This window comes from Arthrobacter sp. StoSoilA2, assembly GCF_019977195.1.
Taxonomy (GTDB): Bacteria; Actinomycetota; Actinomycetes; order Actinomycetales; family Micrococcaceae; genus Arthrobacter.
In genome coordinates this window covers 1,121,902-1,147,149 of the sequence record NZ_AP024643.1, presented here as the reverse complement: position 1 = coordinate 1,147,149, position 25,248 = coordinate 1,121,902, and the positions used below count along the sequence as shown (strand labels likewise).

Genomic DNA, 25,248 nt, shown 5'->3' with positions numbered 1-25,248 from the left:
AACACAAATTTCGAGTAAGCACTCTGGTTTCACCTCCGGCGTTCCCTCCCGCTGTACACTGACTTGCCATGACCACAAAGGACACGGCACGCGCCAAGCGGGGACCCTATGCGAAGTCGAAGGAAAAGCGGCAACTTATCCTCGACTCCGCGCACGCCGTGTTTGCCGCGAAGGGGTATTTGGGCGGCTCGCTACAGGACGTTGCCAACCAAGCGGGCATGAGCCAGACAAGCCTGCTGCATTATTTCCCTTCCAAAAGCGATCTTCTGATGGGTGTCCTGGAGTGGCGGGACGAACTGACCGGAAGCGCGAATCCGTCTGCTGAGGACGAGGGGTTGGTGGACGCCGTGATTCGCACAGCGCTCTACAACGAGAAGATCCCCGGCGTCATTGAGCTCTACACGGTGCTGTGCGCCGAGTCGATCACAGACTCCCATCCCGGGCGGGACTACTTCACCGGCCGTTTCGAGCGCTTGCGTGGCAGCTACACCCGTAGTTTCTCCACCCTGGCCCAGCAAGGCAGGCTCCGGCCGGGAGTGGATCCAGCGTGGGCAGCGATGTCCCTGGTGGCCCTGTGGGATGGTCTTCAAACCCAATGGCTGCTGGCCCCTCACACCGTAGATGTAGCAAAAGCCCTGCGTGCCTTCTTCGAATTGGTCCTCCTGCCCGAGGCCTGAGGGCATAGCATGTTTAGGTGAACACGCAAGAGGACAGCAGCACGAAGACACCAGGTACCGCCACCCCCAAGGGGAACCGGAAAACTGCGGCAACGAAAACGCGTGCCACCCGCGGTCCCTCCGTTGCGCGCGGTCCCTCCATTGCGGACGTGGCCAAGGCCGCCGGAGTTTCGGCCCAAACTGTCTCCCGGGTCTCCAACGGTCTGACGAATGTTGAAGAAAGCACCAGGAACCGCGTCCTCGAAGCGATGAAGCAGCTCGGCTACCGCCCCAACCGGGCGGCACGGGCACTGAAGAGCGGCCAGTTTAAATCCATCGGCGTCATCATGTTCACACTCTCCAGCTTCGGCAACATGCGCACTCTGGATGCGATCGCCACCGCCGCATCACAAGCCGGGTACTCGGTAACGCTCATCCCCCTTCAGGACCCCACAACCGGAACCGTTTCCGGGGCCTACACCCGGCTGCGGGAGCAGGAGGTGGATGGCGTGGTCATCATTTTCGAAGCCCATCTGCTGGACGATGCGGACATCACCCTCCCCGAGGACCTCCCTGCCGTAGTGATCGACTCAAACCCCGGGTACGGCTATCCCATGGTGGATACGGATCAAGCCCAGGGGGCCAGGTCCGCCACACAACACCTTCTCGACCTTGGCCATGAACAGGTATGGCACATTGGCGGCCCCACCTCCTCCTTCTCCGCTACACACAGGGAAGAATCCTGGAGGCGGACACTGCAGGAGGCCGGCATTGAGGCCCCTCCTGTCCACCATGGCGATTGGTCCACGGAATCGGGATATCGAATCGGGCGGGAGATCGGCAGCAATCCGGACCTGACCGCCATCTTTGCCGCCAACGACCAAATGGCCCTCGGAGCAATGCGCGCCCTGCATGAGCTGGGACGAGCCATTCCAGGGGATGTCAGCATTGTTGGATTCGACGACCTCGAAGAATCCACCTCCTTCTGGCCGCCCCTCACCACTGTCCGTCAGGACTTCCACGCCGTGGGACGCCTCAGCATCGAGAACCTGCTCCAACAGATCGCGGGACACAGTCCTGTCAACGACGCCACCCAGGTGCCCACAAGCCTGGTAGTGCGCAAGAGCACTGGTGCTCCCCCCAAGACACGCCAACGACGTTCCACTACGCGGGGCAAGAGCGAAGCTGCAGCCACCGGATAGTCCGGTGGCTGCCGCTCCTGGCCAGGTGGTTAGCCTTTGCTTGAGCCCAGGGTCAGGCCGGCAACAAATTGCCGTTGCAGGACCAGGTAGATGAGCAAGGTGGGAATCAGCGTGATCATTGCGCCGGCCGCAATCAGGTTGTAATTGCTCAGGAACTGCCCCTGGAGATTGTTGATGGCCGTGGTGATGGGCAGCCTGTCTCCGCTCTGGATGAACAGCAGGGGCCAGAAGAAGTCGTTGTAGATGAAGATGACTTCCAGCGTTCCCAACGCTGCGAGCGCGGGACGGCACAGCGGAAGGATGATGTTCCAGTACTGGCGCCAGATACCCGCCCCGTCCACCAAAGCAGCTTCTGTCAGGTCTGCAGAGAGCGCCTTCATGTAGTTGGAAAGCACAAACGTGCAGAAGCCAATTTGGAACGCGGTGTCCACGATGATCACGGCAATATACGTGTTCAGGAGGTTGCCGGAATCACTGAATGAGTAGGGCAGGGTTACGTGCTTGAACATTTCAAACAGGGGCGCCGCCAGGACCTGCGGGGGCAGGAGGTTACCGGCAGTAAACATGATCAACAGCGTGATGTTGAACTTCCAGTTGACGCGTGAAACCGCGAACGCCATCATCGAGGCGAACAGAAGTGTCAGCAGGACTGTGGGAACCGTGATCAGGACCGAGTTCAGGAAGTACTTCGAAAACCCGCCCTGGTTCCAGGCCTGGACAAAGTTCTCAAACCCGAAACTGCCGCCGAGGCTGAAATAGCCATATTTGTCCGTATCAGCTTTGGGCCTGAGCGCCGTGAAGAGGGACCAAACGAGCGGAATAAGCCAGATGGCAGCCATGACTATCAGGAAGATATGGGTGCCGTAATGGCGTTTGCCGGACTTCCCTGCGCCTGCGGACTTGCTGGGTTTGCCGGCCTTTCCCGTTTCGACGGGCAGCGTGGGCACTACGGCGCTCATGCCTCTTTCTCCTTGCCAAAAGTGCGGATGAGGTAAAAGACAATCGGTACCAAGGAGACCACCAGCAGAACGACCGCGAGGGCCGAACCGACGCCGATCACCTGTCCTTCACCGATCAGGTTTTGGATCACCAGGGCACTGAGGAGTTCAAGGCCGTTGGTGCCGCGGTTGATCACGTAGACGATGTCAAAGGCGCGCAGCGACTCGATGATGGTGATAACCACGATCACGATGTTCACGGGGCGCATTGCCGGGAAGACGACGCGGAAGAATGTCTGCGCAGCGTTGGCCCCGTCGATCGATGCCGCTTCCCTCAGGGATGGATCCACGCCTTTCAGGCCGGCCAGGTACAGGATCATGACATAGCCTGCATGACGCCACGTGGCAGCGATCATGGCTGCCCAGATGTTCACGTTGGAGTCGCCGAACCAGTCCACCGCTTGTGGCGTGCCTGCCGTCCCGAGGAGGTAGTTCAGCAGCCCGCTGTCGCGGTTATAGAACAATTGCCAGATGATCCCGATGAGAGCCAGGGACAGCATGACCGGAGTGAAGAAGATGCTCTGGTAGATCTTGCTTCCCCGGATCCTTTGGTCCAGCAAGACAGCGAGCAGCAACCCCAACGGGGTTGCTATGAGAGCGAGGAAGGCCAGCCAGAGGACATTGTGCTGGATAGCCGGCCAGAACGGTGGGTAGTTCTGGCTGATGAACTCGTAGTTGTCCAAACCGGCTTGCTTGAGGTCTTCAAGATCCAGTCCGTTCCAGCGCGTAAAGCTCAAGCCTATGGAGAAGAGGGTGGGCAGCCAGACAAACAGCAATTGAATCAAGGTGGGAATGCCAACCATCACTCCCAGGACAATCTTGTCCCGGCCGCTCAGGCGACGAACCCGCCGGGACCTGGTGCGCCCTTTACCGGAAACGGCCACTGCTGCGCGTGCTCCACGATGGGTGCCGCCATTGGGGGGTCCCCCGTTTTGCGAGGCCGGTTTTTCGGCTGTGGTACTCATTGGAAATTCCTTTTATTCAACGCTACTGGGCCGCGTAGAGGGACTTGGCCTGTGCTTCCAGGTTCTTCACATCGACACTTCCGTCCTTGATGAAGGACTGAAGGGCCGGGATCATCACGTTGTTCGCCATGGCGGGCAAAGCGTCACGGTCCAGGAACTGGCTGATGTACTTGGCGTTGGCGATGGTGTCGGCACACTTCTTGTTCAGCTCTGAGTACTTGGACGTATCCGCCCCCTTGGCCGTTGCAATGTTCGATGTGTCCACCGCCGCATACGCATCCTGGCCCTCGGCACTGCCCATGAATGCCAGGAAATCGTGTGCGGCCTGGTTCCCGCCACCCTTCTTGGACAACAGCAGACCGTCGATGGGAGCCTCGACGGCGTCCGTTCCTTCCATCGCGATCTCCGGGAATGGGAAGAAATCGATGTCTGCCAGTACCGCAGGATCCGTGAACTGCTGCGTGACGAACGAGCCAAGCAGGTACATGCCGGTCTTCTTGGCTTCAAGTGCCTTGGCCGCATCCTGCCACGTCTGGCCAAGGGCTGCAGGATCCTGGAAGGGCAGGAGTGCCTTCCACGTATCGAAGACGTCGCTGACCTTCTTCTGGTCCCAGCTCTCCTTGTGGGCCGTCAGGTCAATGTGGAACTGGTAACCGTTCAGGCGCATGTTGATGTAGTCAAACGTGCCCATGGCCGGCCACCCGTCCTTGTCGGCGAAGCCAATCGGAATAATCCCATCCGCCTTCATCTTCGCTGCCAGGGTCTTCAACTCGTCAAACGTGGACGGGACCGCATAGCCCCTTTCCGTCCACAAGCTCTTCCGGTAGAAGAAGCCCCAGGGGTAGTTGTAGTTGGGGACCAGATACATCTTGCCGTCCGGGCCGGTGGAGGCCTTCTTCATCGCGTCTGAGAAGTTGCCGCCGATCTTCTCCCAGACGTCATCCACAGGAGCCAGCAGGCCCTTGCCGGCGTAGTACTGCATGCGGTAGCCGGCGAACCACGTGAAAGCATCGTCCGGGCTGCCCTGCAAGTAGGAGTTGATCTTGTTCTGGAAGTCATTGTGGGGCACCACGTTTGTGGCCACCTCGATCCCGGACTTCCTGGTGAAGGCGTCCGTGACCGCCTGGTACGCATTGCGCGGAACTTCATCGGAGGAACCGGAGCCAAAGGTCAGGCTCTTGGATGAGGCGCCGGGTGCTGGACCCGAACCGCCCGTGCAGGCCGACAAGAGCGGAATTCCTGCGGCTGCAACCGCCCCGACTCCAAGCGTCTTGAGGAAGGTACGCCTGCCCGGAGACGATGCGCCGCCCGCCTGCGACGGGGTGGAATTTGTTGCCATGATGACTCCTTCTGGTGGTAAAGCTTTGCGCATCGTTGCGCAGGTGAGTGTCTTTGATCGAAAGTCGTTAGCCTTAGTGTGCCCCTCGAGGAGGCAAAAGTCGTTGCTTTTTTGTAACCCTGATTCCTCCGGTCCATTCTCATGTTTGCGTAAACATGAACGTTATGAGTTTACGTAAACATTTCGTCGCTGACAATAGCGTTTGCAAACCCCTATGAGTTCATTTGCCCGTCAGGCCATGCCAGCGGCCCGCTGAAGCAGCGGGACCGCTGGCATGCGGATCATTTGCAGGAGGTGGCTGTATAAGCAACTTGCTTCGTTGTGGTTACAGACTGCCCGTTGACCGTGCCTTTGGCCTCGACGCCAACCACTCCCCCTTGGATGGAAGCAGCCTGCGTGGAGAAGGAGTACATACCGGTCTTGCCGGCCTGGACAGTGACAAGGGCGCTGCCGAACACGGACGTGAACGTCACCTGCACGGAAGAGCTTTCGTTGTTCTTCGCCTGCACGTCCAGTACAACCTTCTTGCCTACGCATTTGGTGCGTGCCGTCGCGGTTACATTGAGGGTCGGGCTCGGCGTCGGGGTCGGTGAGCTGGTCGGCGTCGGGGTCGGTGAGCTGGTCGGCGTCGGCGTCGGAGAGCTGGTCGGCGTCGGCGTCGGAGAGCTGGTCGGCGTCGGGGTCGGGCTGGCGATCATCAGCCAGCTGAGCTGCACGTCGGGTCCCCGGGTGGGGCTGAGCGTAAAGGTGATCTTTCCATCGGTGCCCACGGTAACGTTCTGGTACGCCGCGGACTGATAGTCCCCGCTGTAGTCGTGGTCAGCTTCAACGACAGCCCCGTTGACGGTCACCTTCGCACCACGGTCATCCCACTGCGCCCAAGGATCGTAGTAGCCGGCGTATACGGTGTAGGTGCCGGGAGCGAGGTTGCTGAAGCGGTACGTCAGGTCACGCCCACCAGCGGCATAGCGCAGCGTGGTGAAGATGTTCCCGTCTGCGGTGCCTTCAACCCCGCTGCCTTCGCTTTCATATCCCCAGGTCTTGCCCGTTGCCGGGTCCAGGCCGTATGGCTGGTCGGGAGTGCTGTTGAGTACCGAGCCCGCAACTCCTGGGGCTGCCATCAAGGCTGTCCAGTCGGCGGTTTGCTTACCCCCGGCGTTGACGGCATACCGGACGCCGTCCGGGACAACGGGGATGGTGCGGGTGAAGGTGCGGTTACCGAAACCGGGAAGCGTGCCGGTCGCGGTAATGACTCCAACAGTGTTGGTGTCGCCGGTTATCTGCCAGGTCACGGGCTGGGTGGAGCTCTGCCCATTCTGTGAAACCGTCACGGATGTGACGTTGAAGGAGGCACCGACAGCCAGGCTTGACGGAACACCCGTGACGTTCCAGCCAGCGTTTGCATCGAGGTCCCCAAGCCGCCATTCGGACGGGGACAGGATCGTAATGGACTTGCCGCCCTCACCCATTTGGATTGGCAGCCAGACCATTGGCGCGGTTGCCAATGCCTGGTCGGATCCGCCGTTCCAACGGTCGCCCATGTAGATGAACTTGCCGTTTGCCGCATCCACCGGAATGACAGACGTGGGCTGCGAATTGTTGGAGTTCCAAGCGACGTCGCCGGTGAATGGGTTGGGCATCTCGGTCCACTCGCCAAGGATGTTGGTAGCGGTGCCATACTGCGCAGGGTTCGCCGCCCAGCCGGTGGTTCCGGAATTGATGATGAAGTAGCGTCCCTGATACTTGAATATGGCGGGCGACTCGCGGGAGTCGTTGACGAACGCGCGCCGGAAGTCGACGCCCTCCACTGCCGTATCGGGTGAGGCCGACAGGTAGGTGTAGTCAGCGTTGAGCTTGGAGATAAACATTGTCTTGTTCTCTTCGCTGGAATAGATGATGTATCCCGTACCGTCATCGTCCACGAAGAGGTTCATATCCCTGGCCATGCCCGGGTTGTTCGGCGCCAAATTCGTCGGGTCGCCGGCAGCTGCCTTATGCAGCCGGTAGCTGTCGATGTAGCGGAACGGGCCGAACGGCGAATCGGAGATGGCTACGCCGGCGTTGGCCTTGGCGTACTGGGCTGTGGAGGTCGCCGAGGGGCCATCGGCGTGGACCCACATGACCCACTTGTGGGTTGCTGCGTTGTAGATGACCTTGGGTCGCTCAAGGATGGGCGGAGTCTGACCATCTACGGGCACGGTGCCAAGGTCGCGGTAAACGGCGTTCTTCTGCTCGGTGGTGTAGCCGGAGTACAGGCTTTGGAAATAGGGATCATTCGTGAACTGGTCCGCGGATGACATTGCCTTCAGGGCAACTCCTTCATCCTTCCAGTTGTAAAGATCGTAGGAGCTGTAGGCGTGCACACCAGGTGAGGAGTGGTACCCATTGGTGCGATCCTCCCCGTAAAGGTAATAGATCGTACGTCCTTGCGGGTCCTTCGACGTCACTACCTGTCCACCGTGCGCCTGCAGGAGGTTTCCGTTGTTGTCCCGCCAATCCTCTCCAGGCCTGAAGCTCGTGTAGCCGACGCCCTCACTGGCGTTGCGCAGGGTAAACGCCTGGTTCGCTCCGCCATTGGAGGGCCAGAGACCAATCCAGGAACCGGAAGCCGTGGACTGGTTTGAGACATCAAGGACCTGTTGGCGCGCGGCGTTCAGCAAGCTGAAGGACGTTCCGTCAGTGGTGCTGAAGAGCCACTGGGCCGAGGGGTCCGCGCCGGCTTCCTGGTCAGTAAGAGTACGAAGGACCGTTCCGTTTGCATCTGCGGCCAATGCACGGCCGTCAGCAAGCCTCAGGACAAAGCGGTCACGGGTTGCGCCGTCTTCATCTGCAATGCGGGTAGCTTTCCAGACCTGCGTGGGTGAAGCCACGTTGTCACCAAGCACCGTAGCCGGTGAGCCGTCCGAAGCCGTGACTGCCCTGCCGCTCTGGACTCCGACGAAGCTGTAGGACTGGCCGTCCTTTACTGCGGGTGCATCGGCGGCCACATCGGATGCCCCGTTGATGACGAAAGTCGTGACGGACTTGGCAGGCACAGTCAGAGTCGCCGAGCGCGTTCCCGCGTCAACTGCCACTGCGTTCCCGCTCACCAGCGCGTTGGCGGTGGGGTTCGTCGACGGCGACCCGGTGGTGACTACGGGAGTAACCGTTGCCCCTGGTGCGATGGCTGCAAACTTTGAGAGGTCCAGCTTAACGGTCTTGGCTTGGTCGGAGTCGTTGGTGTGCACCATGACCAGCCCGGTCCCATTGTTCTTCACCGCAGAGGTGGTCTTGGCGTCGCTGGTGGGAATGATGCGGTCGCCTGGTTCGATGTAGTGGGTGAAGTTGCGGATGGCGTTGTATTTGGAGTTCACTTTGGTCCGGCAGGAAGGGTCCGCAGCACCATCGGCCAAACGTCGCGCGGAGTTTCCGTCGGCGTTGCAATCGAAGTCGATGAAGACTGATCCCCAGTTCTTCTTCTCACCGAGTTCCATGTTGTAGAGGTCTTCAACCGGCTGCCAGAGCACCCAGGATTCGGGGTCCAGCTCACGGAGGTCATCGGTGATGCGGGTGGCCATGCCCAGACCGTTTTCCATGCTGTCAGGGTTCCATGAGTCGCCGCCCCAGTTGCCCTCCACTTCGCTCATGGACAACGGCTTGCCAGTTGACTTGGCAATGTCGCGGACCCTGATCCGATCACCAGTGGAGTAAGTGTGGACGTTGAGCTGGCTCACGGCCTGCTTGGTTTCCGGAGTCCAGCCGTTCCAATCCTCGATGAACCGGCTCGGTGAGGTCTCGTCCGGCCCGGAGACCTTGGCTTGGGTAGTGGTTCCCGGCTCGGCGAGTTCTGCTGCCATGGCAGTCAACACCTGGGACTGCAGGGCCGGGCTGGCGTGGGCGCCTTCCTGGCCACCGCCGTTGGGCAGGCCATTACCGCCTAAAGTTGTCTTCCAATAGTCCGTATTGGGCTCATTGAGCGGATTGATGGTGTCGAACTGAATGCCTTGGGACTGCTCCACCTGCTGGGCCGCGGTCTTAAGGTAATTGGCGAACTTACCGATTGCCGCCGGCTTGATCTGGTCCGAGTTTCCGTTGAACCCACCGCTAACGTAGCCGCTTTCAGTCATGAAATAGGGCGGCGAGTTGCTGAATGCTTCCCACGTAGTGACCTTGTCCTTGATCGCAGCAATCCAGGCGCGCTGCGACGTATCCGCCTGGAGGTTGTAGTCGGAGGCGTTGTCCCCGGTCCACGCTGCCAGCATCCGGTCCCGGTCTGCGTAGCTGGATGTAATAGGACCATTTTGGTCAGAGAGTCCGGCATTGGGGTTCCACCAACCCGGAACGGCGCCGCCCGGCCTGAGGTAATCCGGGATATCGGTGGCGTTGCCACCTCCGATGTTGTAGCGCGCGATGTTGAGGTTGAGTCCATCGTCACCGAAGACCTTGTTGATGAGGTCATTGCGGATGGCTTCCGGGTACTGTCCGGTGGCATTTGCCATCCAGACCAGGCTGGTGCCCCATCCTTTGAAGGACGGCCCGGCCTGGGCAGGGTTGGGAGTCAGGAGCACAGGATCCTCCGCGGCGGCAGCCACGGAAGGTAAGAGGGGAAGTCCAGCCAGGGCGAGCGAGGATGCGGCAACCGCCGCTCCTATGCGATGGCGCCACGATCCATTCGAGGTCGACAACATTGTCTAAATCCAATCCGTTCATGTTTACGTGAACATAGATGAGTTTACGTAAACATATCGTGACGTGGATCACCCGTCAAGGGTTGATTTCTTACTCGCCCCGCCCGGCATTTTCAGGCCGAAGACGGGATAGCGCCTTCCCTTTTGGAATGGCGCGAAAGCAGTCCCCTAGTGCATTCCAAATTGGTAGTCGAAGGGCACTGGCTCACCGGGACAGACTTCTTCCCACAGCGCCGCTATGGCATCCTCGCCCTCGCGGAGGTCCGGTATCTCTACCCCTTCGCGCAGGATGGCTGCAGCATCGCCTGCCTTGCCCACACGGGCTAGTGCCAGGGCCTTGAGGAACCTCAAACGCCCGACGGCGCCGCCCTCCTTGGGCTCGGACTCCAGCTTGGGCTCGGACTCCAGCCTGCGCTCGGACTCCAGCCTGGGCGCGGACTCCAGCAGTTCCAGCGCCTGGGCCGGGTGGTCATGGCGGATGCTGAGTGTCACAGCCTCGGTGAGTAATGCCCTGTTGGAGGGGTCGGCCTGAACCCCGCTCCTGAGTTCATCCAGACCCTCGCCATCGATGCCGTCGGCCAATAACGCCAACCCCAATCCGCGATGGGCGAGCGCCAAAGTCCGCTGCTGAACGCCCTCGGCAGCAAGCACCCCACGGTAGGCCGCCTTGGCTCCCTCCAGATCCTGCCTGGCATGCCTCATGGTGGCCACGTGGAAGCGAGCCTCAGGACTTTCCTGTCCCGCCAGCAGTTCCTCCCAGTCAGCTCCGGCAACAAAGCCGGGCGCGCCGTCGAACGCTTTTCCTTTCAGCAGTTCCAGCCATGGTTCCTGCTCCCCCGTGATGCTTTCATCTACGAACGGGGTGCCGCTCTCGTCAATCCAGCCCTTGTCCGTCGTGCGGCGCCGTGCCCGCTCCACGACTCCCCAGCCACTGCCGTGGAGCACCATGGTGGATGGCGGGACGTCAGCGTCGGTGATGGCGGCGGGCAGCATTGCCTTCAGGTCCTCGTGCGCAAGGAGTTCCTCAAGCCGCTGGCCGGCATGGGCCACGGCCGCATCCCAATCCGATCCGTGGGACGTTTCCGGGTCCAGATGCCCGTTCCCGTACGCTTCCACCCACGACCATTCCGCACCCGCCGGCATGGACAAATGCTCAAACTGGGTTCTCGCCAGGCCAGCCTGGATCTCGGCGTAAGGGCCGGCACCCGGGCTCAACCACTGCTGCCACCGTTTACCGCCCTGGCCTTGTCCCCAGACGAAAAGCTTCTTGCCCCTCAGCCGGCTCGTGGATAGCATCGCCAGCCCGTCGCCGTCGTCGTCCGCAGCCACAACCCAGCGACGTTCGGATGGATCAATATCAAAGAAGAAATCGGCGGCGTGCGGGCTGTTGACCAACCACGTGCCGTCATAGCCGTTGTGGTTTGTCGGCCGGACGCGGGTGATGTCCGTGGCGTAGTCGCTGCCAAATGCTTCGTCGGCCGGCGCGATCACCCGGGTGCGGTCCGTCTCCGGAATGGCTGCGTTGCTCCACCAATACATGGGAACGTCATGGTCATTCGGGTTGCGGATGCGCACCGCCGCGAACAGCACCTCCGATTCGGCAGGCAACCATATGTCCACTTGGAACACCACTTCCCGGAGCCGTTCGAACTCCCACACGCGAAGGATGTGCTTTCCGTCCGCGGTGTGGACGATCGCCGTGTGCAGTGGATCGCAGCTGGTGGGCGAGTGGCCGCGCGTGCCAATGTTCCACTCCAAGCCTCCCGCGAACCACGCCTTTCGCAGCGCGATGTTGGCCAGCTGGGGCGCGTCGTGCGTGTGGAGGAGCTGCTTAGCCGTCGCTTTATCGAACAATTCCCAAATACGGCCGCCCAGGGACGGTATGACGGTCGCCTTGAGTTTGCTGTTCTCAAGCACGACGGCGGGCAGCTCCTTGGGTGCCGCCTCCCGGCTATAGCCATCCTGCATGAGGTACGGGAACACATTGGGCACTACACCGTAGCGGGCGGCCGCCTGAAGTTCTTCCGGCACTCCCTCGCCCACGGTGTACGGCTGATCGAGCTCCGCGGCCACCACGGGCAAGGGGTTCAGTGGGCCAATATCGGCCATCGTCAGAGAAATGGTGGTGACAGTGGGATGGGAAGGTGACGTGGCGGCCATGTCCGTATCCGTTCGTGAGGAATCAACGTCCACACCCACAGTCTCCTCGGACCGGGCAGCCGGCGCCAGACCTCCCTCTACCGTTCGGGGAGCCTCGGGATCAGGACAGTGAGCTGACGGCCAGTTTCCGGACAGTGGCCGTGCCGCCTTCCACGCGCAGATCTGTGCCCAGGCTCCCGGGCAGGGGAAAAACAAGATCACTCAGGACAACGCTGCCGTCTTGGGCGAAGACCTCCACCGACTGGTCCACGATAATACGCAGCCTCAGCACACCGCCGTCGAGCTTCACTGGCGCCGACTCTGCCGACGCAAACTTTTCGTGGAAGGCAGTGTTGCCGGAATTGCGGCGATCCAGGATGAGCTGACTCGTTACGGCATCAAAGCTGAGAACCGTTGCGGCGCTCCCGTCCGGGGCGCACAAAAGCCTGAACGCAATGGTCCGGGCCGAGCCGGGCAGGATCTCAGCCTCGATCAGCTGGGCTGATCCGGTCATGGCGTCGGGCAGTTGCACCGCGGAGTCGTGAAGTTCGGCATCCTGAAGAATGCTGGCCGGCGTCCCGGAATCCAGCGGCAACACCGGCAGAAGCACCGGCTGCTGCACCAGGCGCGGCAAGCCCTCTACAGTCGCGAGTTCAACCTCGCGGGCAAGCGACATGCCCGAGCGCCACGGGGCCGTAGGCAAGGAGTTGGCATAGTCCCAGTTGTTCATCCAACCGATCATGATGCGGCGGTTGTCCGGAGTGTCGCTGAAGGAGACCGCTGCATAGTAGTCACGTCCCCAGTCCAGCCACAGGCATTGCCTGAGATCGATGGTCCCGTCAGCGTCCGGTGAAACGAGCGAATCAGGATCGGCAGTAAACCGCACGCCATCGAAGTGGCCCACGAAGTACTGCCCTCCCGAGCCACCGGCCACGGCACCAGGATTGACGTTAACCACCAGGACCCACTTGACGTTCTCCGGATTGCCATCGACGGGGAGCGGGAACAAGTCCGGGCATTCCCATTCGCCTTCCGACGAGTTCGCGGGGCCGAAAGTACTCAGGTATTCCCAGTCCTTCAGATTGTCCGAGCGGTACATAACAACCTGCTGATGCTGGGCCTCCACGGCCACCATCACCCAGCAGGACCCGGCAGATCCCTCATAGCGGAAAACCTTGGGATCCCGGAAATGGGCCGAGCCCCGGCCAAGCACCGGATTGCCTGCATATTTGCTCCAGGTCATGCCGCCATCCGTGGAGAACGCGAGGGACTGGGCCTGTGTCCCTCGATGCGTCGAGCCTTCCTTGAAGGCGCTCGTGTAGATGGCCACCAACGCCGGATCTTCCTTTGTGCCGAAGCCCGACGTATTGCCGTGGTCCACCACGATGCTGCCGGAAAACACGTCTTCTTCCTCGTCGCAGGCGATGGCAACCGGGTGTTCAGTCCAGTGCAGGAGGTCTGTTGAGGTGGCATGCCCCCAGGACATGTTGCCCCAGACGTTGTCGAACGGGTTGTTTTGGTAGAAGAGGTGGTAGAGGCCCCCGTGCCAAACCAGTCCGTTGGGGTCGTTCAGCCAGGTGTTCCTGGCCGTGTAGTGAAGGATCGGGCGCACCGATGGGGCGGCGTCTTCGCCGGGACCGGCACGGTGGGTTGTTGTTTCAGTCATCGGAGGTCTTTCGGGAGGGATGCGACGGAATCGCGAAGAACCATGGGGCAGGGAAGAACGGTGGGGTGGGTGGCGAACAGCTGCAGGTCGGTTTTCCCTTCGATGGCATCGATCAGGTTTTCCGTTGCCCATGCGCCCATCTCGTAGTGTGGCAGTGCCACCGTTGTCAGCGCAGGGTAAAGGTTTTCGGCAATGAGCTCCTGGTTGTCGAAACCGACGAAGGAGATGTCCTCCGGAATCCTGAGACCGAGTTCCGCAGCGGCCCGGTAGGCGCCCATGGCCATGCGGTCGTTGTAGCAGAACACGGCCGTTGGCCGGCTCTCAGGTTTCAGCAGGCGCAGCGCCGCCTGGTAGCCACCAGGCATCTCCGAATGCTCGGACTGGACCAGTTGTTCGTGGAACGGCAGCCCGGCGTCTGCCAACGTTTCCTTGAAGGCGCGCAACCGGGAGTGGGTTGCAGGCACGTCGTCGGTGTTGTTCAGCATCCCGATCCGGGTGTGGCCGGCGTCGATCAATGTCTGCACGGCCGACCTTGCTCCACCCACCTCGTCGGGGATGACGGAGGAAACAGTGTGGCTGATGTCTTCGGAGTCCACCAGGACTGCAGGCAGTCCTGCCAGATTCCCGGGCACAGTCAGCTTCCGGTGATACATCGTGGCGTACAGGATGCCGTCCACTTGCCGGTCCAGCAGGTCCGCCACCTGGCTTTCCTTGGACTCCTGGGAGCTGGTGCTGGTGGAGTTGATGATCATGATGTTGTAGCCCCGGCGCTTGGCAGTTTCCTCTGAGCCGAGGATGATCCTGCCTGCATGCGGCGTGGTAGCGATTTCCTCGCTGATGAACCCGATCATCCCTGAACGTTGCGTCCGCAGGGCTTGTGCCAGCCGGTTAGGGCCGTACCCCAGACGGTGCGCGGCTTCCTGGACCCGTTCCCTGGTTCTGGCGCCGACCCGGGCGTAGGCAACATCGTTCAGGACGTGGGAGACGGTGGTGACCGAAACCCCGGCCTCTGCCGCCACATCCTTGATACCCACTGATCTATTGGTCATTGGTCCCCCACGTCCTCATGATGTTGGTGCTGATCCTGCGATCGAATCAGCATGTGCCGGCTGGAAACCGACTGTCGGCGTGGCCCTCAAGGCGTTGACAGTCCTATCTGCAATAACCTGCGCGTCAGTCCCGGAATCCAGGACCGTATTCCGGGCGGATCCGGATTCGACCAGGACGGCCGTAACAGCGAGCCCGTCGGAAGCACCTGTGGTCAGCAGGGCGTCCACCTGGGCAGAGAAGCAGGAATCACTGGATGTGGAGTGAACGTCCATCGCCACCACATGGTTGTTGGAGACGAAGTTTCCAGCCCCCTCCAACAAACGGATGATGACCGGCGTCGCACCTGCGGGACGGATGCTCTGTGCGTCGATGACCTCGGAGAAGTGGTTGCCCACCACAGAGTTGTTGCTCCCGCTAACGCAGAGAAGCCCGTAAAGATCGTCCAGACCGTTATCGACTCCCAGGAAGGGTGTCCAGGGCTCATGGTCACGCAGGAAGTGGTTCGTTGCCACCAGGTTCTCGGAACTGTTCGCGGCAAGGACCACCATCCCGGGGTAGAACGAGTGCAGACGGTTGTTGGTGACGCTTGAACGCGTGACGCCGTCCAAATAGACGCTGCTCGCACCCCTGGGGAAGATGTTGTTCGCGGTTATCAGGAGCCCGCCATGGTTCCTGGCGTAGATCGAGTGGCCCTTGAAACCTGCCCCGATCAAATTGTCGGTGATCTTGGACGCCTGTCCCCAACCGCGCAACTCGATGCAGCTTCCACACTCGGCGATGAAGTTATCGTGAATGGACAGCGCGTCGGCGTTATGGATCGTGAGGGCGTTCTCAAGGTAGATGAACCCCATCCCCGTGACGCGGAATGAGTCGTTGGCGCTCGCCACATAGATACCGGTCTTGCCATTCACATAAGTGTTTTCCGCTGGCAGCCCCGAGCCGTCGGGGGTGAAGTGCAAGCCGTCGATGCAGAAGTTGGAAAACTCCACCGAGCTGATCCGGGGGCTCCCGCTTCGCTCAATGTAGAAGGCCGCCCCCTTGGCTCCGTCCGAGCCCTCCCCGTCCCCGCCCTCCCCGTCCGAGGCGGGCGGAAGATCGACAATAATGCGACTTCCTCCGGGCCACAGCTCATGCAGATCAGGCCACTCCTCTTCAGGAACGTTGAACCGGATACTCGAAGACGTAAAGCCGTGTCCCGAGCCCTGGATCCTGAGGAAGCTGATATCGATCACCACCTGCGTACGGAGGTGGTAGTCCCCGGGTGGCAGGTAGATCACCGCTCCCGGCTTTCCTCCGTTGTTCACATCGGTGGCTGCCTGCCGGTCCTTGATATCGGCGATGATGCTGTTGATGACCTCGCCGACGTCCTGCGCCGGGTTGCCAACCGGCCACGTAGTCACGTCGTAGTAGTTGTTGCTTGACATAGCTTCTGCCCTTTTTGTGGTGTGGTTTCCCAGCCCTTGCCGGTTCTCAGCCCTTAACGGCGCCGAGCGTCATGCCTGCGACAATCTTGCGCTGCAAGAGAAGGGTGAGAAGGATGACCGGGATGGAGTAAACGGCGGCCAGCGCCGTCATGGATCCCCAGTCCAGGCCGAACTGGGTCTGGAAGTTCGCGATGACCACTGGGGTCGTCTGGGATCGGATGGCGGTCATCAGGAGTGCGAAGAGGAACTCGTTCCATGATGCGAGGAAGGCGAAGATCGCGGTGACGGCGATGCCTCCGGAAACCACCGGGATCACTACCCGCCAGAGCGCGCCGAGCCTGCTGCAGCCATCCACCGTTGCAGCCTCTTCCAGGTCGCGGGGAACGGCCTCGAAGAAGCTGGACATCAGCCAGATGGACAGCGGCAAGGAAATGGTGGTGTGGGCAATGGACAATGCGATCGGGGTATCCGCCAAACCAGCCGAAGCCATCATGGATGCCAGCGGAATGCCGATTGCTACCGGCGGCACCATGCGGGTGACCAGCGCGGCCATGATGAACACCCGGCCGCTCGGAGTCTTGTAGCGCGTGATGCCATAGGCTGCCGGGACGGCCAGGACCAACGACAGCAGGGTGCTGATGATTGCGGTCTGGATGCTGTTTATGAAGGAAGCCAGCACACCGCTACGGCCAAGGGCGTTCGCGTAATTCTCCAGGGTCCATTCTTTGGGGAGGATGGTAGGTGGAACGGCGATGGTGTCGATCGGGGTCTTGAAAGACGTAAACAGCAGGTACAAGAACGGGAATCCGTACAGCACCATGGCCGCGGCCAGCAGGATCCACAGAATGGTCCTGGTGCTGCGGCGGCCGGCTTCCAGGCCTTCGCGGTTGACGCCGCGGCGCTTGCGCGGGGCAACATGCGTGGCGGTTGAAACGGAACTCCTGGCACTCACGGCAGGCGCCTTCCCGCCGTCGGGCTTTGTTCGTTCGGCGACGCGCATCAGTTGTCCTTTCCTGGCCGCCAGATGGTGGCCACCGCGAAGAATGCGACGGCGAGCATCGCCAGCAGGTAGATAGTGCCCATGGCGCTGGCCAGGCCGGGATCGCCGAAGCGGATCATGGTCCGGTAGATCAACAGGCTCATGGTTTCGGAGGCGGACTGCGGGCCGCCGTTGGTTTGGATGAGGATTGTGTCAAAGGCCCGGGCGGCATCGATTCCGCGGACCACCAGTGCCACGGCGATCACCGGGCGGAGGAGCGGAAGGATGATCTGGAACAGGAGCGCCGGTGCCTTGGCGCCGTCCAGGCGGGCTGCCTCGATGAGGTCGCCGGGGATGTTTTGGAGGCCGGCGAACAGCACCAGGCACATGAAGGACGTCGTGAGCCAGATATCCGGGACGGCTACCGAGAACAGCACGATGTCCGGGTCCGAGAGCCAGCCGATCTGGTTGGGGTTTGAGAGGATGCCCGCTTGGTGCAGGAGCGTCCCGATGAGGCCGAAGTTATCGATCATCAGGAACTTCCAGAGCAGGCCGGCCACGATCGGCGCAATCATCAGCGGGTAAAGGAACACCGTTCGCCAAATCTGGGACTTGCGTCCCAGCGTGGTGAACAGGAGAGCCATCCCAAGGCCGAGCGCGAACTCGAGCGTCACCACCACCACTGTGTAAGCCAAGGTCCGCCAGCCGGCACCCATAAAGGCTTCGGAGGCGAACGCTGCCGCATAGTTTTGGAATCCGACAAAGTCACGCGGGCCGCCCGCGATGGGCGAGATCTTGAAGAAGCTGTCCGCGACGAGGCGGAATAGCGGGTAGGCCACGAACACGGCCAGGAACAGCGCCGCTGGGGTCATCAGGTATAGGGCGAAGCGGCGATCGGAGATACGCACGATTTTCTCTTCTGTTTGTTGGGGCTCTGTTGGTTGGGGCCGCGGCCGGCACCGGCTGAGTCTGCTGGTGCCGGCCGCGGAGCCTTTACTTGAGGAGGTCCTGGATCTGCTTCTTGGCGTCAGCCAGGAGGGTGGCGGAGTCGCCGCCGGCCACAGCCTTCTGCAGGAGCGGCACCAGCACGGTGTCCACAATCTGCTGCCACTTGGCTGTTGCCGGACGCGTTGCGGTTGCCTTGCCGTTGAGCGTTTCAATCAGCGGTTTGAAGCTCTCGTAGCCTGGCTGGTTCTGGTACTTCTCAAATGCTGAGATGCGGGAGGCGAGTCCAAGGCTGGATTCCACACCCATGCTGTTGTGGTCGTACGCGCACTTGATGAACTTCTTGGCGGCATCAGCGTTCTTGGTCGCCTTGGGTACTGACAGGTACCACGGGCCCGGAACACCCGCGACGCCGGCGCTGCCGCCAATCATCGCTGCAGCTCCAACCTTGCCTGCTACGGGAGAGTCCTTGGGGATCTGCCGGTAGGCGTGTGCCCAGAAGCGGGTCATAGCGGTCTTGCCCTGGTTGAACAGGTTCTGTGCCGCCGCCCAGTCAACCTGTGCAGCACCAGGAGGGGCGGACTTGGTGAGGCTGACGTAGAAGTCGAGCGCTTCCTTGTGGGCAGCGTTATCGATGAGCACGTTGTTGTTCGCATCAAGGACCATTGGCGAGCCTGCCTGCAGGACGTGTGCGAGCCATTCCGTTTCCACGGCGCCCTTCACGTCCGTGCCGTACATGCCGTCCTTGGTGAAGAATTCGGAAATGTCCTGGTACTGCTTCCACGTGGTGGGAGCTGCCAGTTCATAGCCGTACTTTGCCTTGAAATCTGCCTTGTTCTTGGCGTCCTCGAAGAGATCCTTGCGGTACAGGATGATCTCTGCGTTGGTCCAGGCAGGCATGCCGATGAAGTGGCCATCAACGTTGGCTTCCTTCACGAGGGCGGGGAAGATGTCCTTCTTCGCTTCATCTGTGAACAGTTCATCGATTGGCTGGACTGCATCCTTGAAGCTGGGGAGCCACACGGAGTCCAACGCCGCGACGTCGAAGGAAACGTTGCCGGAGGAGAACTCGCTGGAGAGCCGGTTGAACATACCGTCATAGGGCAGTTCGACGAAGTTGACGTTGAGGCCGGTGTCTTTCTTGCATTGCTCGGCAACGCCTGTGAGCTCGGCGTGGCCGCCTGCTTCCACCAGGACGTTGACAGTGCTGGACGCGCTTCCGGATGTTGGTGCGGGGCCCCCGGCACCGCAACCCGTAGCTGCTAGTGCGACGGCAGTGCAGAGGCCGCCGAGTGTGACGAGTCTGGAGATGGTCTTTCGAGTGGACATCGCTGTCGACTTTCTCTTTGAACGGGATGTGAAAGATTCCGTGGGGATGAAGAATCGTTTTGCCAAAACGACTTGGCAACACCATAGGCCCGATTTCCGGGGTATGTCAAGCGTCACATTTTGGCTCCCCCAAGCTCTTGACGAGCTTGATGGCCCACCCCTAGAGTCATCGTCGCAGGCAGCTAAACCGTTTTGGCATATTTTGGCTGATGTGGGCAGGTTTTGGCACGGGTTGTGCCTCTTCCGGCTCACGACTGTTCTTTAGGCCGACGCCAGTTCATTAGGCGGATCGTTATCCCGTCCGCCGGTTTCCACCCCTTGGTCCGGCCCCTTCCCACCTCTCGCCAGCGTCCCCGCTTGGGGACCCTATTCACAGGAGAACGCATGAAACCCATCCCGGACATCAGCCGACGAAGTGTACTCCGCGCGCTTACCGCATCGGCGGCAGTTGCCTTCGCCGTGGCAGCCACGGGCAGCGCTGCTGCCGCGGCACCAGGGCAGGTGGTCGCAACGCCCGACGCCGGTACTCAGCCCCAAGGGCACCGCCACCTGATCGGCGTTTTGTAAAGCAACCGTCTCTGTAGAACCACCCGTCTGTAGTACCACCGGGAACCACCGGAGGCGTGCGGCAGCATGCGTCTAAGCGAGGCACGAGCGAGCATGCAGAGCACGGCGCCGGCGGTTCCGGTCGCACTTGAAGAGAAGCAGCACAGTACAGTCCCCCAACGATGTGAGGAGAACCAGCTTTGACCACCGTCTACGACGTCACCGCCTGGAGCGTTCCAGGGAATCCGTCCGCCACCCCGTACAACGACATCGGGCTCATCATCAACAGCATCATCGCTGACATCAAGAGCCAGCAGACCAGCCAGGCGTCCAAGCCAGGTGCTGTCATCTACATCCCGCCGGGAGACTATTCCCTGAAGACCAGGGTGAATGTGGACATCAGCTTCCTGACCATCCGTGGATCGGGCCATGGCTTCACCTCGTTGAGCATCCGCTACAACGCTGGCAACACATCGGCCTGGCACGAGATCAACCCCGGCGCCAGCCGCGTCAGGGTGGAAAACACTGACGGGAACACGGACGCCTTCCGGGTCTACCGCACAGGTGATCCACGAATCAGTGGGGTGGTGTTCGAGAACTTCTGCCTTGACGGAGTCTCCTTCGGCTCCAACGAGAACGACTACACCAACGGGAAAACAGGCATCCGCTTCGACTCTGCCAACGATTCCTGCCGGGTGGAGCGCATGGGAATGGTGTACCTCGAGCACGGGCTTGTGGTGAGGGATACAGATGCCCTGAGCGTGAGCAGCAACTTCTTTGCTGAATGTGGATCATGCGTGGAACTGACAGGATCGGGCCAGGCCTCGAAAGTCACCGACAACCTCATTGGCGCCGGCTTCGTGGGATTCTCGATCTTCGCCGAGGGGCACATGGGCTTGCTGGTCACGGGCAACAACGTTTTCCCCCGGGGTAAGAGCAGCGTGCACTTCAAGAACTGCACGCGCTCCTCCATTACGTCCAACCGCTTTCATGCCTTCTACCCCGGCATGGTGAACTTCGAGGGCAGTTGCACCGAAAACCTCGTTGGGGCAAACCACTTCCTGCGCCAGATGGAACCGTTCGATCCCCTCAAGCCTTACAACAACGGTTTGGATGATCTGTTCGGCCTGGTGCACATAGCGGGCAGCAACAACACCGTCATTGGAAACCACTTCAGCTACGACGTCGCCTCGGGATCGGTCACGCCGTCGGGGCAGACGCCCACCATCATCCTGGTGGCATCCGGTAACAACAACTACATCGCCACCAACAACACCGTCTCGGCCATCGCGGTGCACACAGTGGTCCTGGACGCATCGACTTCAGGGTCCAAAGTGTTGGACAGCGGCGATAGCAACCAGGTGGTTCGCTACGCGTCCAACTACGCGTTCAGGGCAACGCCGTAACTTCACGGCGTCATCGCACGACGTGAATATGAATAGCGAATAGCACGACGGCGGGCGTCGCCCTTCAGGCGTGTCCGCCGTCGTCATCCTGCATCGCAAGCCCCTGACGAAAGGTCTGTCAACGATGACAAGACGCACCAAAGCCCTGATGTCGATTGGGGCGGCCGTGGCACTCACCGCTGCCTCATTCTCCATTGCCACCACCGCCCAGGCCACCGATCCTGATCCGGCCACCCAGCAATACCGCCCGTACCTGCACTACACGCCGGAAGCGAACTGGATGAACGATCCCAACGGACTCGTCTTCCACAACGGGAAATACCACATGTATTACCAGTACAACCCCAACGGAACACGGTGGGGAGACATGAGCTGGGGCCACGCTTCCTCCACCGACCTGATCCACTGGGAGGAACAACCACTCGCCATTCCACGGAGTTTCAACGCATCCGGCCAGGTGATCGAGGAAATCTTCTCCGGATCAGTAGTGGTGGACACCCAGAACACCAGCGGGCTGGGGAGTGTCCAGAATCCGCCATTGGTGGCCATCTACACGAGCAATTACACTGCGGCCCACCCCACCCTCGCCGGTAAACAGGCCCAGTCATTGGCATTCAGCACCGACGACGGACAGACCTGGACCAAGTACGGCAACAACCCGGTCCTGAACAGGAACACGTCAAGCTTCCGCGACCCCAAAGTCTTCTGGTACGACTCCCCCACCGGCCCGGACTACTGGGTCATGGCAGCCGTTGAAGCCGACGAGCACCGCGTCCTCTTCTATAAAAGCAATGACCTGAAGCAATGGAACTACCTGGATGACTTCGGTCCCGCAAATGCCACCGGAGGGCAGTGGGAATGCCCTGATCTGTTCCCACTCGCCGTCGATGGAGACCCGAACAACGTCAAGTGGGTCCTCTCGGTGAACATCAACCCCGGAGCCGTCGCAGGCGGCAGCGGCGGACAATACTTCGTAGGAACCTTCAACGGCACTTCCTTCGCCGCCGAAAATATCGATCCCCCGGGCCAGCTTCCCCCCGGAAACGTCCTTGCCGGCTTCAACAGTGGCAATTACAGCGGCTGGAACATCCAGAACGATCCTTCGAACAGTTCCGGGCCTTGGGGAAGCGCCCCCGCCTCCGGAAGTCTTTCTGGACAGATGGCGGTTACTGGCAACATCGGAGCCGGGCTGGTTAACGGCTTCCACGGTGGAGATGCTCCCGTGGGCACCATGGAATCAGCACCTTTCACGCTGGACAAGGACTACCTCAACTTCCTCGCCGGCGGCGGTAAACACCCGCAGGAAGCCGGCAAGCAGTCAGGAAACCAGGCGCCACCGGGCTATCTGCTCTTCGACGGCTTCGACTACCCCGGAACGCTCACGCAAGCTGGCTGGCAGCTAACGGGTGACTTCCAGGCGGCACTTAACCCCTCGACGTCGGGCGGTGAATTCGCCATTGGAAAACGGATCAACACCTTCGAAGGCGGCCCGAACCAGGACAACAACGTCGGCACCATCACGTCCCCTGAGTTTTACCTGACCAACACCAACATCGGCTTCCTCCTGGGCGGCGGCAACCGCAGCGGCGGCGAACTCCAGGTTGAGCTGCTGGTTGGCGGCGTGCCTGTGCGCACTGCCACCGGTACGAATTCAGGGGACCTGAACTGGCAGAATTGGGACGTTTCCCCCTGGTACGGCCAGATCGCCCGCATCCGAATTGTTGATAACGCAACCGGGCCCTGGGGCCACCTGACTCTGGACAACATGGTGTTAGGCTCGGAGCAGGCGAAGCCCAGGAGCGCTGAAACCACAGTGAACCTTGTGGTCAATGGCCAGACCGTCCGTACCGCCACCGGCAGCGATTCCGAACATCTGGAGTGGAAAGCCTGGGACGTCAGCGCCTACAAGGGCAGCCAGGCCACCATCAAGATCGTGGACAACAACCGCGGCGGCTGGGGACACATCCTGGCCGACGAGTTCGTTTCCTCCGATGCCTCCCACCTGGAACAGCACGATTGGCTGGACTGGGGCAGGGACTACTACGCCACGGTGTCCTTCAACAATGCTCCCAACGGCAAGCGCATCATGCTGGGCTGGATGAACAACTGGGACTACGGTCAGGACACTCCCACCACCACGTGGCGCGGAACCATGGCGTTGCCACGTGAAGTGGTACTAACCCAGACGTCCGCGGGTCCGCGGCTGCGACAGCAGGTGGTGTCCCAGGCCGATGCATTGAAGAACACTGCGGCCGCATACACGGCGTCAGCCCAGGACATCGCGTCAGGAACAACCACACTTCCCATTACAGGTGACGTGGTGCAGATTGACGCCGAGTTCTCTCCGGGGACGGCGTCGGCGTTTGGCGTGAAAGTCCTCGATAACGGAACCGAAGCAACCCGCATCGGCTACGTTCCGGCCACCAAACGCCTCTCCGTCGACAGGACCAACTCGGGCAACGAGGGATTCCATCCAGCCTTCAGCTCAGTAGAGGATCCGCGGGTCGAGTTGATCAATGGCAGGCTCCGCCTGCGCCTGTACGTGGACCGTGCATCAGTGGAGCTCTTCGCCCAGGACGGCCTGACCACCATCACGGACCAGGTCTTTCCAAGCGCCGGGGCCACCAGCATCTCGGTTTTCTCGGAAGGAGGAACCGCACGGCTCGAAAGCCTGGCGGTAACTCCCCTGAACCAGGCAATCTGGGGAGGCTGATCCGGCAGTGGAAACTATGCCGGAGGAGCACCGAGTTCCAGCGCGTTGATCTCGGCCCGCGCCATGCGGACCGTTTCCCGGTCCGTCACGGTATAGGCGGTGGGGTCGGCGCCGTCCTGCGTGCCAAGGGATATGGTTCGCTGGCCCAGCGTAGAGACGGTTCTCTTGGCGGACATATGAACTGCTGAGAGGCCGGCCGCGTGCATCGCCGGAATATCGCCGAGCTGCAAGCCGCCTCCTGCCATGATTTCGAGTGCTCCTCCCGCCCGCTCCACCATCTCGGAAAGGGTGGCAAGGCCTGCACCTGCTGTGGCCTCGTGGCCAGACGTGAGTACCCGCGTGAACCCGAGTTCCAGCAGTTGATCAAGGGCCGCCAACGGGTCCCGTGATTGGTCGATCGCGCGATGGAAGGTCAACTGCGCTTCAGGGCTCGCCAGCCGGGCAGAATCCACCAGCCGTTGGACCGCGTGAACATCGATATCGCCCTCTGCGGTCAGGGCGCCCACTACTACCCCGTGGGCGCCCTGAGCCAGCAGGTGACGTACTTCGTGCACCATGGTGTCCACGTCCGAGGCGGAATAGTGGAAATCGCCGGGGCGGCAACGCACCAGCGGGTGGATCTCAAGGCGTCCGTCAACATGTTCAATGCTGGCCTCCAGTAGTCCCTGGCTTGGCGTGATGCCGCCAAGTTCCAGGCTGCTGCAGAGCTCAATCCGATCGGCACCTTCGGATGCGGCCGTACCGGCACCCGTCGCGCTCACCACCGCGATTTCAAGTTTCATGGTGAAACTCTACGCGCGGTACCGCTCCAGCTTTTCCTTCTGGTCCGGGGTGAGCCTGAGGACCCTGCCGGTAGCCTCTGCCACGAAGGCCAGGTGCGTACTGGCTTTGACGCATTCTTCCTGTGTGACGGGGTCCTTGATGACGTAGTGAAGATCAAAGCTGGCCCCCTTGATGGCGCCAACCCAAATCTCCACCACGGCCGGGATGTTGCGGTATTCCAGAGTCCGCACGTACCGGACCTTGTGCTCCACAACCAACGTCATGGTGCCCTCCTCAACATCATTGAAGAGGGCCGCCGGTGGTTCAACGCCCGGAAGGCCAGCGCCCCGTGGTGGTCCGAAAGCCGCGATTCGGGCTTCTTCCAGCATCCGAACGATCTGCACATTGTTGATGTGCCCGTAGGCATCCATGTCACCCCAGCGCATGGGTACGAGTACCTCG

General features: G+C 61.0%; 18 protein-coding genes. 5 read left to right on the top strand and 13 right to left on the bottom strand.

The features are described 5' to 3' along the window. The first annotated feature begins 68 nt into the window (after nt 1-68). Nucleotides 69-677, top strand: coding sequence for a TetR/AcrR family transcriptional regulator (locus LDN82_RS05330; protein ID WP_224166618.1), 609 nt, complete (start codon nt 69-71; stop codon nt 675-677). Between the two features lie 17 nt (nt 678-694). Further along, on the top strand, nt 695-1,858 hold the full coding sequence (locus LDN82_RS05325; protein ID WP_346347110.1) for a LacI family DNA-binding transcriptional regulator: 1,164 nt from the start codon (nt 695-697) through the stop codon (nt 1,856-1,858). Between the two features lie 29 nt (nt 1,859-1,887). On the opposite strand, the gene LDN82_RS05320 is transcribed toward LDN82_RS05325, so the two are convergent. From LDN82_RS05320 to LDN82_RS05270, 11 genes are all read right to left on the bottom strand, one after another. Next, complete coding sequence (locus LDN82_RS05320) at nt 1,888-2,817, bottom strand: carbohydrate ABC transporter permease (protein WP_224166617.1); 930 nt, start codon at nt 2,815-2,817, stop codon at nt 1,888-1,890. Continuing rightward, complete coding sequence (locus LDN82_RS05315; protein WP_224166616.1) at nt 2,814-3,821, bottom strand: sugar ABC transporter permease; 1,008 nt, start codon at nt 3,819-3,821, stop codon at nt 2,814-2,816. Before LDN82_RS05315 ends, LDN82_RS05320 begins: the two co-directional genes overlap by 4 nt. A 22-nt stretch (nt 3,822-3,843) precedes the next feature. After that, nucleotides 3,844-5,160, bottom strand: coding sequence for an extracellular solute-binding protein (locus tag LDN82_RS05310; protein WP_224166615.1), 1,317 nt, complete (start codon nt 5,158-5,160; stop codon nt 3,844-3,846). A 281-nt stretch (nt 5,161-5,441) separates the two neighbouring features. Continuing rightward, nucleotides 5,442-9,827, bottom strand: a complete 4,386-nt coding sequence (locus LDN82_RS05305) for a glycoside hydrolase (RefSeq protein ID WP_224166614.1) — start codon at nt 9,825-9,827, stop codon at nt 5,442-5,444. A 168-nt stretch (nt 9,828-9,995) separates the two neighbouring features. Next, the gene (locus LDN82_RS05300) at nt 9,996-11,987 is read right to left on the bottom strand and encodes a DUF5107 domain-containing protein (RefSeq protein ID WP_224166613.1); all 1,992 of its coding nucleotides are present in this window, start codon (nt 11,985-11,987) and stop codon (nt 9,996-9,998) included. Nucleotides 11,988-12,087: 100 nt separating this feature from the next. Beyond that, a complete protein-coding gene (locus LDN82_RS05295) occupies nt 12,088-13,632 on the bottom strand; it encodes a glycoside hydrolase family 32 protein (RefSeq protein WP_224166612.1) in 1,545 nt (514 codons plus the stop codon). After that, complete coding sequence (locus LDN82_RS05290; RefSeq protein WP_224166611.1) at nt 13,629-14,681, bottom strand: LacI family DNA-binding transcriptional regulator; 1,053 nt, start codon at nt 14,679-14,681, stop codon at nt 13,629-13,631. Before LDN82_RS05290 ends, LDN82_RS05295 begins: the two co-directional genes overlap by 4 nt. Before the next feature lie 15 nt (nt 14,682-14,696). Next, on the bottom strand, nt 14,697-16,106 hold the full coding sequence (locus LDN82_RS05285; protein WP_224166610.1) for a right-handed parallel beta-helix repeat-containing protein: 1,410 nt from the start codon (nt 16,104-16,106) through the stop codon (nt 14,697-14,699). Nucleotides 16,107-16,152: 46 nt separating this feature from the next. Further along, nucleotides 16,153-17,106: a carbohydrate ABC transporter permease gene (locus tag LDN82_RS05280; RefSeq protein WP_224166609.1), complete on the bottom strand. Its 954-nt coding sequence runs from the start codon at nt 17,104-17,106 to the stop codon at nt 16,153-16,155. Continuing rightward, nucleotides 17,106-17,993 (bottom strand): sugar ABC transporter permease, encoded by an 888-nt coding sequence (locus LDN82_RS05275; protein ID WP_224091233.1) that lies wholly within the window; start codon nt 17,991-17,993, stop codon nt 17,106-17,108. Before LDN82_RS05275 ends, LDN82_RS05280 begins: the two co-directional genes overlap by 1 nt. Before the next feature lie 85 nt (nt 17,994-18,078). Continuing rightward, nucleotides 18,079-19,359 (bottom strand): sugar ABC transporter substrate-binding protein, encoded by a 1,281-nt coding sequence (locus tag LDN82_RS05270; protein WP_224166608.1) that lies wholly within the window; start codon nt 19,357-19,359, stop codon nt 18,079-18,081. Between the two features lie 384 nt (nt 19,360-19,743). Between LDN82_RS05270 and LDN82_RS05265 the strand changes: the two genes are divergently transcribed. The 3 genes from LDN82_RS05265 to LDN82_RS05255 all read left to right on the top strand — a co-directional run bounded on the left by LDN82_RS05265 (nt 19,744) and on the right by LDN82_RS05255 (nt 24,024). Continuing rightward, entirely contained in the window at nt 19,744-19,926 is a 183-nt protein-coding gene (locus LDN82_RS05265) for a hypothetical protein (protein ID WP_224166607.1), read from the top strand. Nucleotides 19,927-20,105: 179 nt separating this feature from the next. Then, the gene (locus LDN82_RS05260) at nt 20,106-21,311 is read left to right on the top strand and encodes a NosD domain-containing protein (RefSeq protein ID WP_224166606.1); all 1,206 of its coding nucleotides are present in this window, start codon (nt 20,106-20,108) and stop codon (nt 21,309-21,311) included. A 124-nt stretch (nt 21,312-21,435) separates the two neighbouring features. Next, a complete protein-coding gene (locus tag LDN82_RS05255; RefSeq protein ID WP_224166605.1) occupies nt 21,436-24,024 on the top strand; it encodes a GH32 C-terminal domain-containing protein in 2,589 nt (862 codons plus the stop codon). Nucleotides 24,025-24,038: 14 nt separating this feature from the next. Here LDN82_RS05255 and LDN82_RS05250 read toward each other — a convergent pair whose 3' ends face one another. Both LDN82_RS05250 and LDN82_RS05245 read right to left on the bottom strand, forming a co-directional pair. Continuing rightward, nucleotides 24,039-24,806, bottom strand: coding sequence for a copper homeostasis protein CutC (locus tag LDN82_RS05250; protein ID WP_224166604.1), 768 nt, complete (start codon nt 24,804-24,806; stop codon nt 24,039-24,041). Nucleotides 24,807-24,815: 9 nt separating this feature from the next. Next, complete coding sequence (locus LDN82_RS05245) at nt 24,816-25,232, bottom strand: thioesterase family protein (RefSeq protein ID WP_224093867.1); 417 nt, start codon at nt 25,230-25,232, stop codon at nt 24,816-24,818. Nucleotides 25,233-25,248 lie beyond the last annotated feature (16 nt).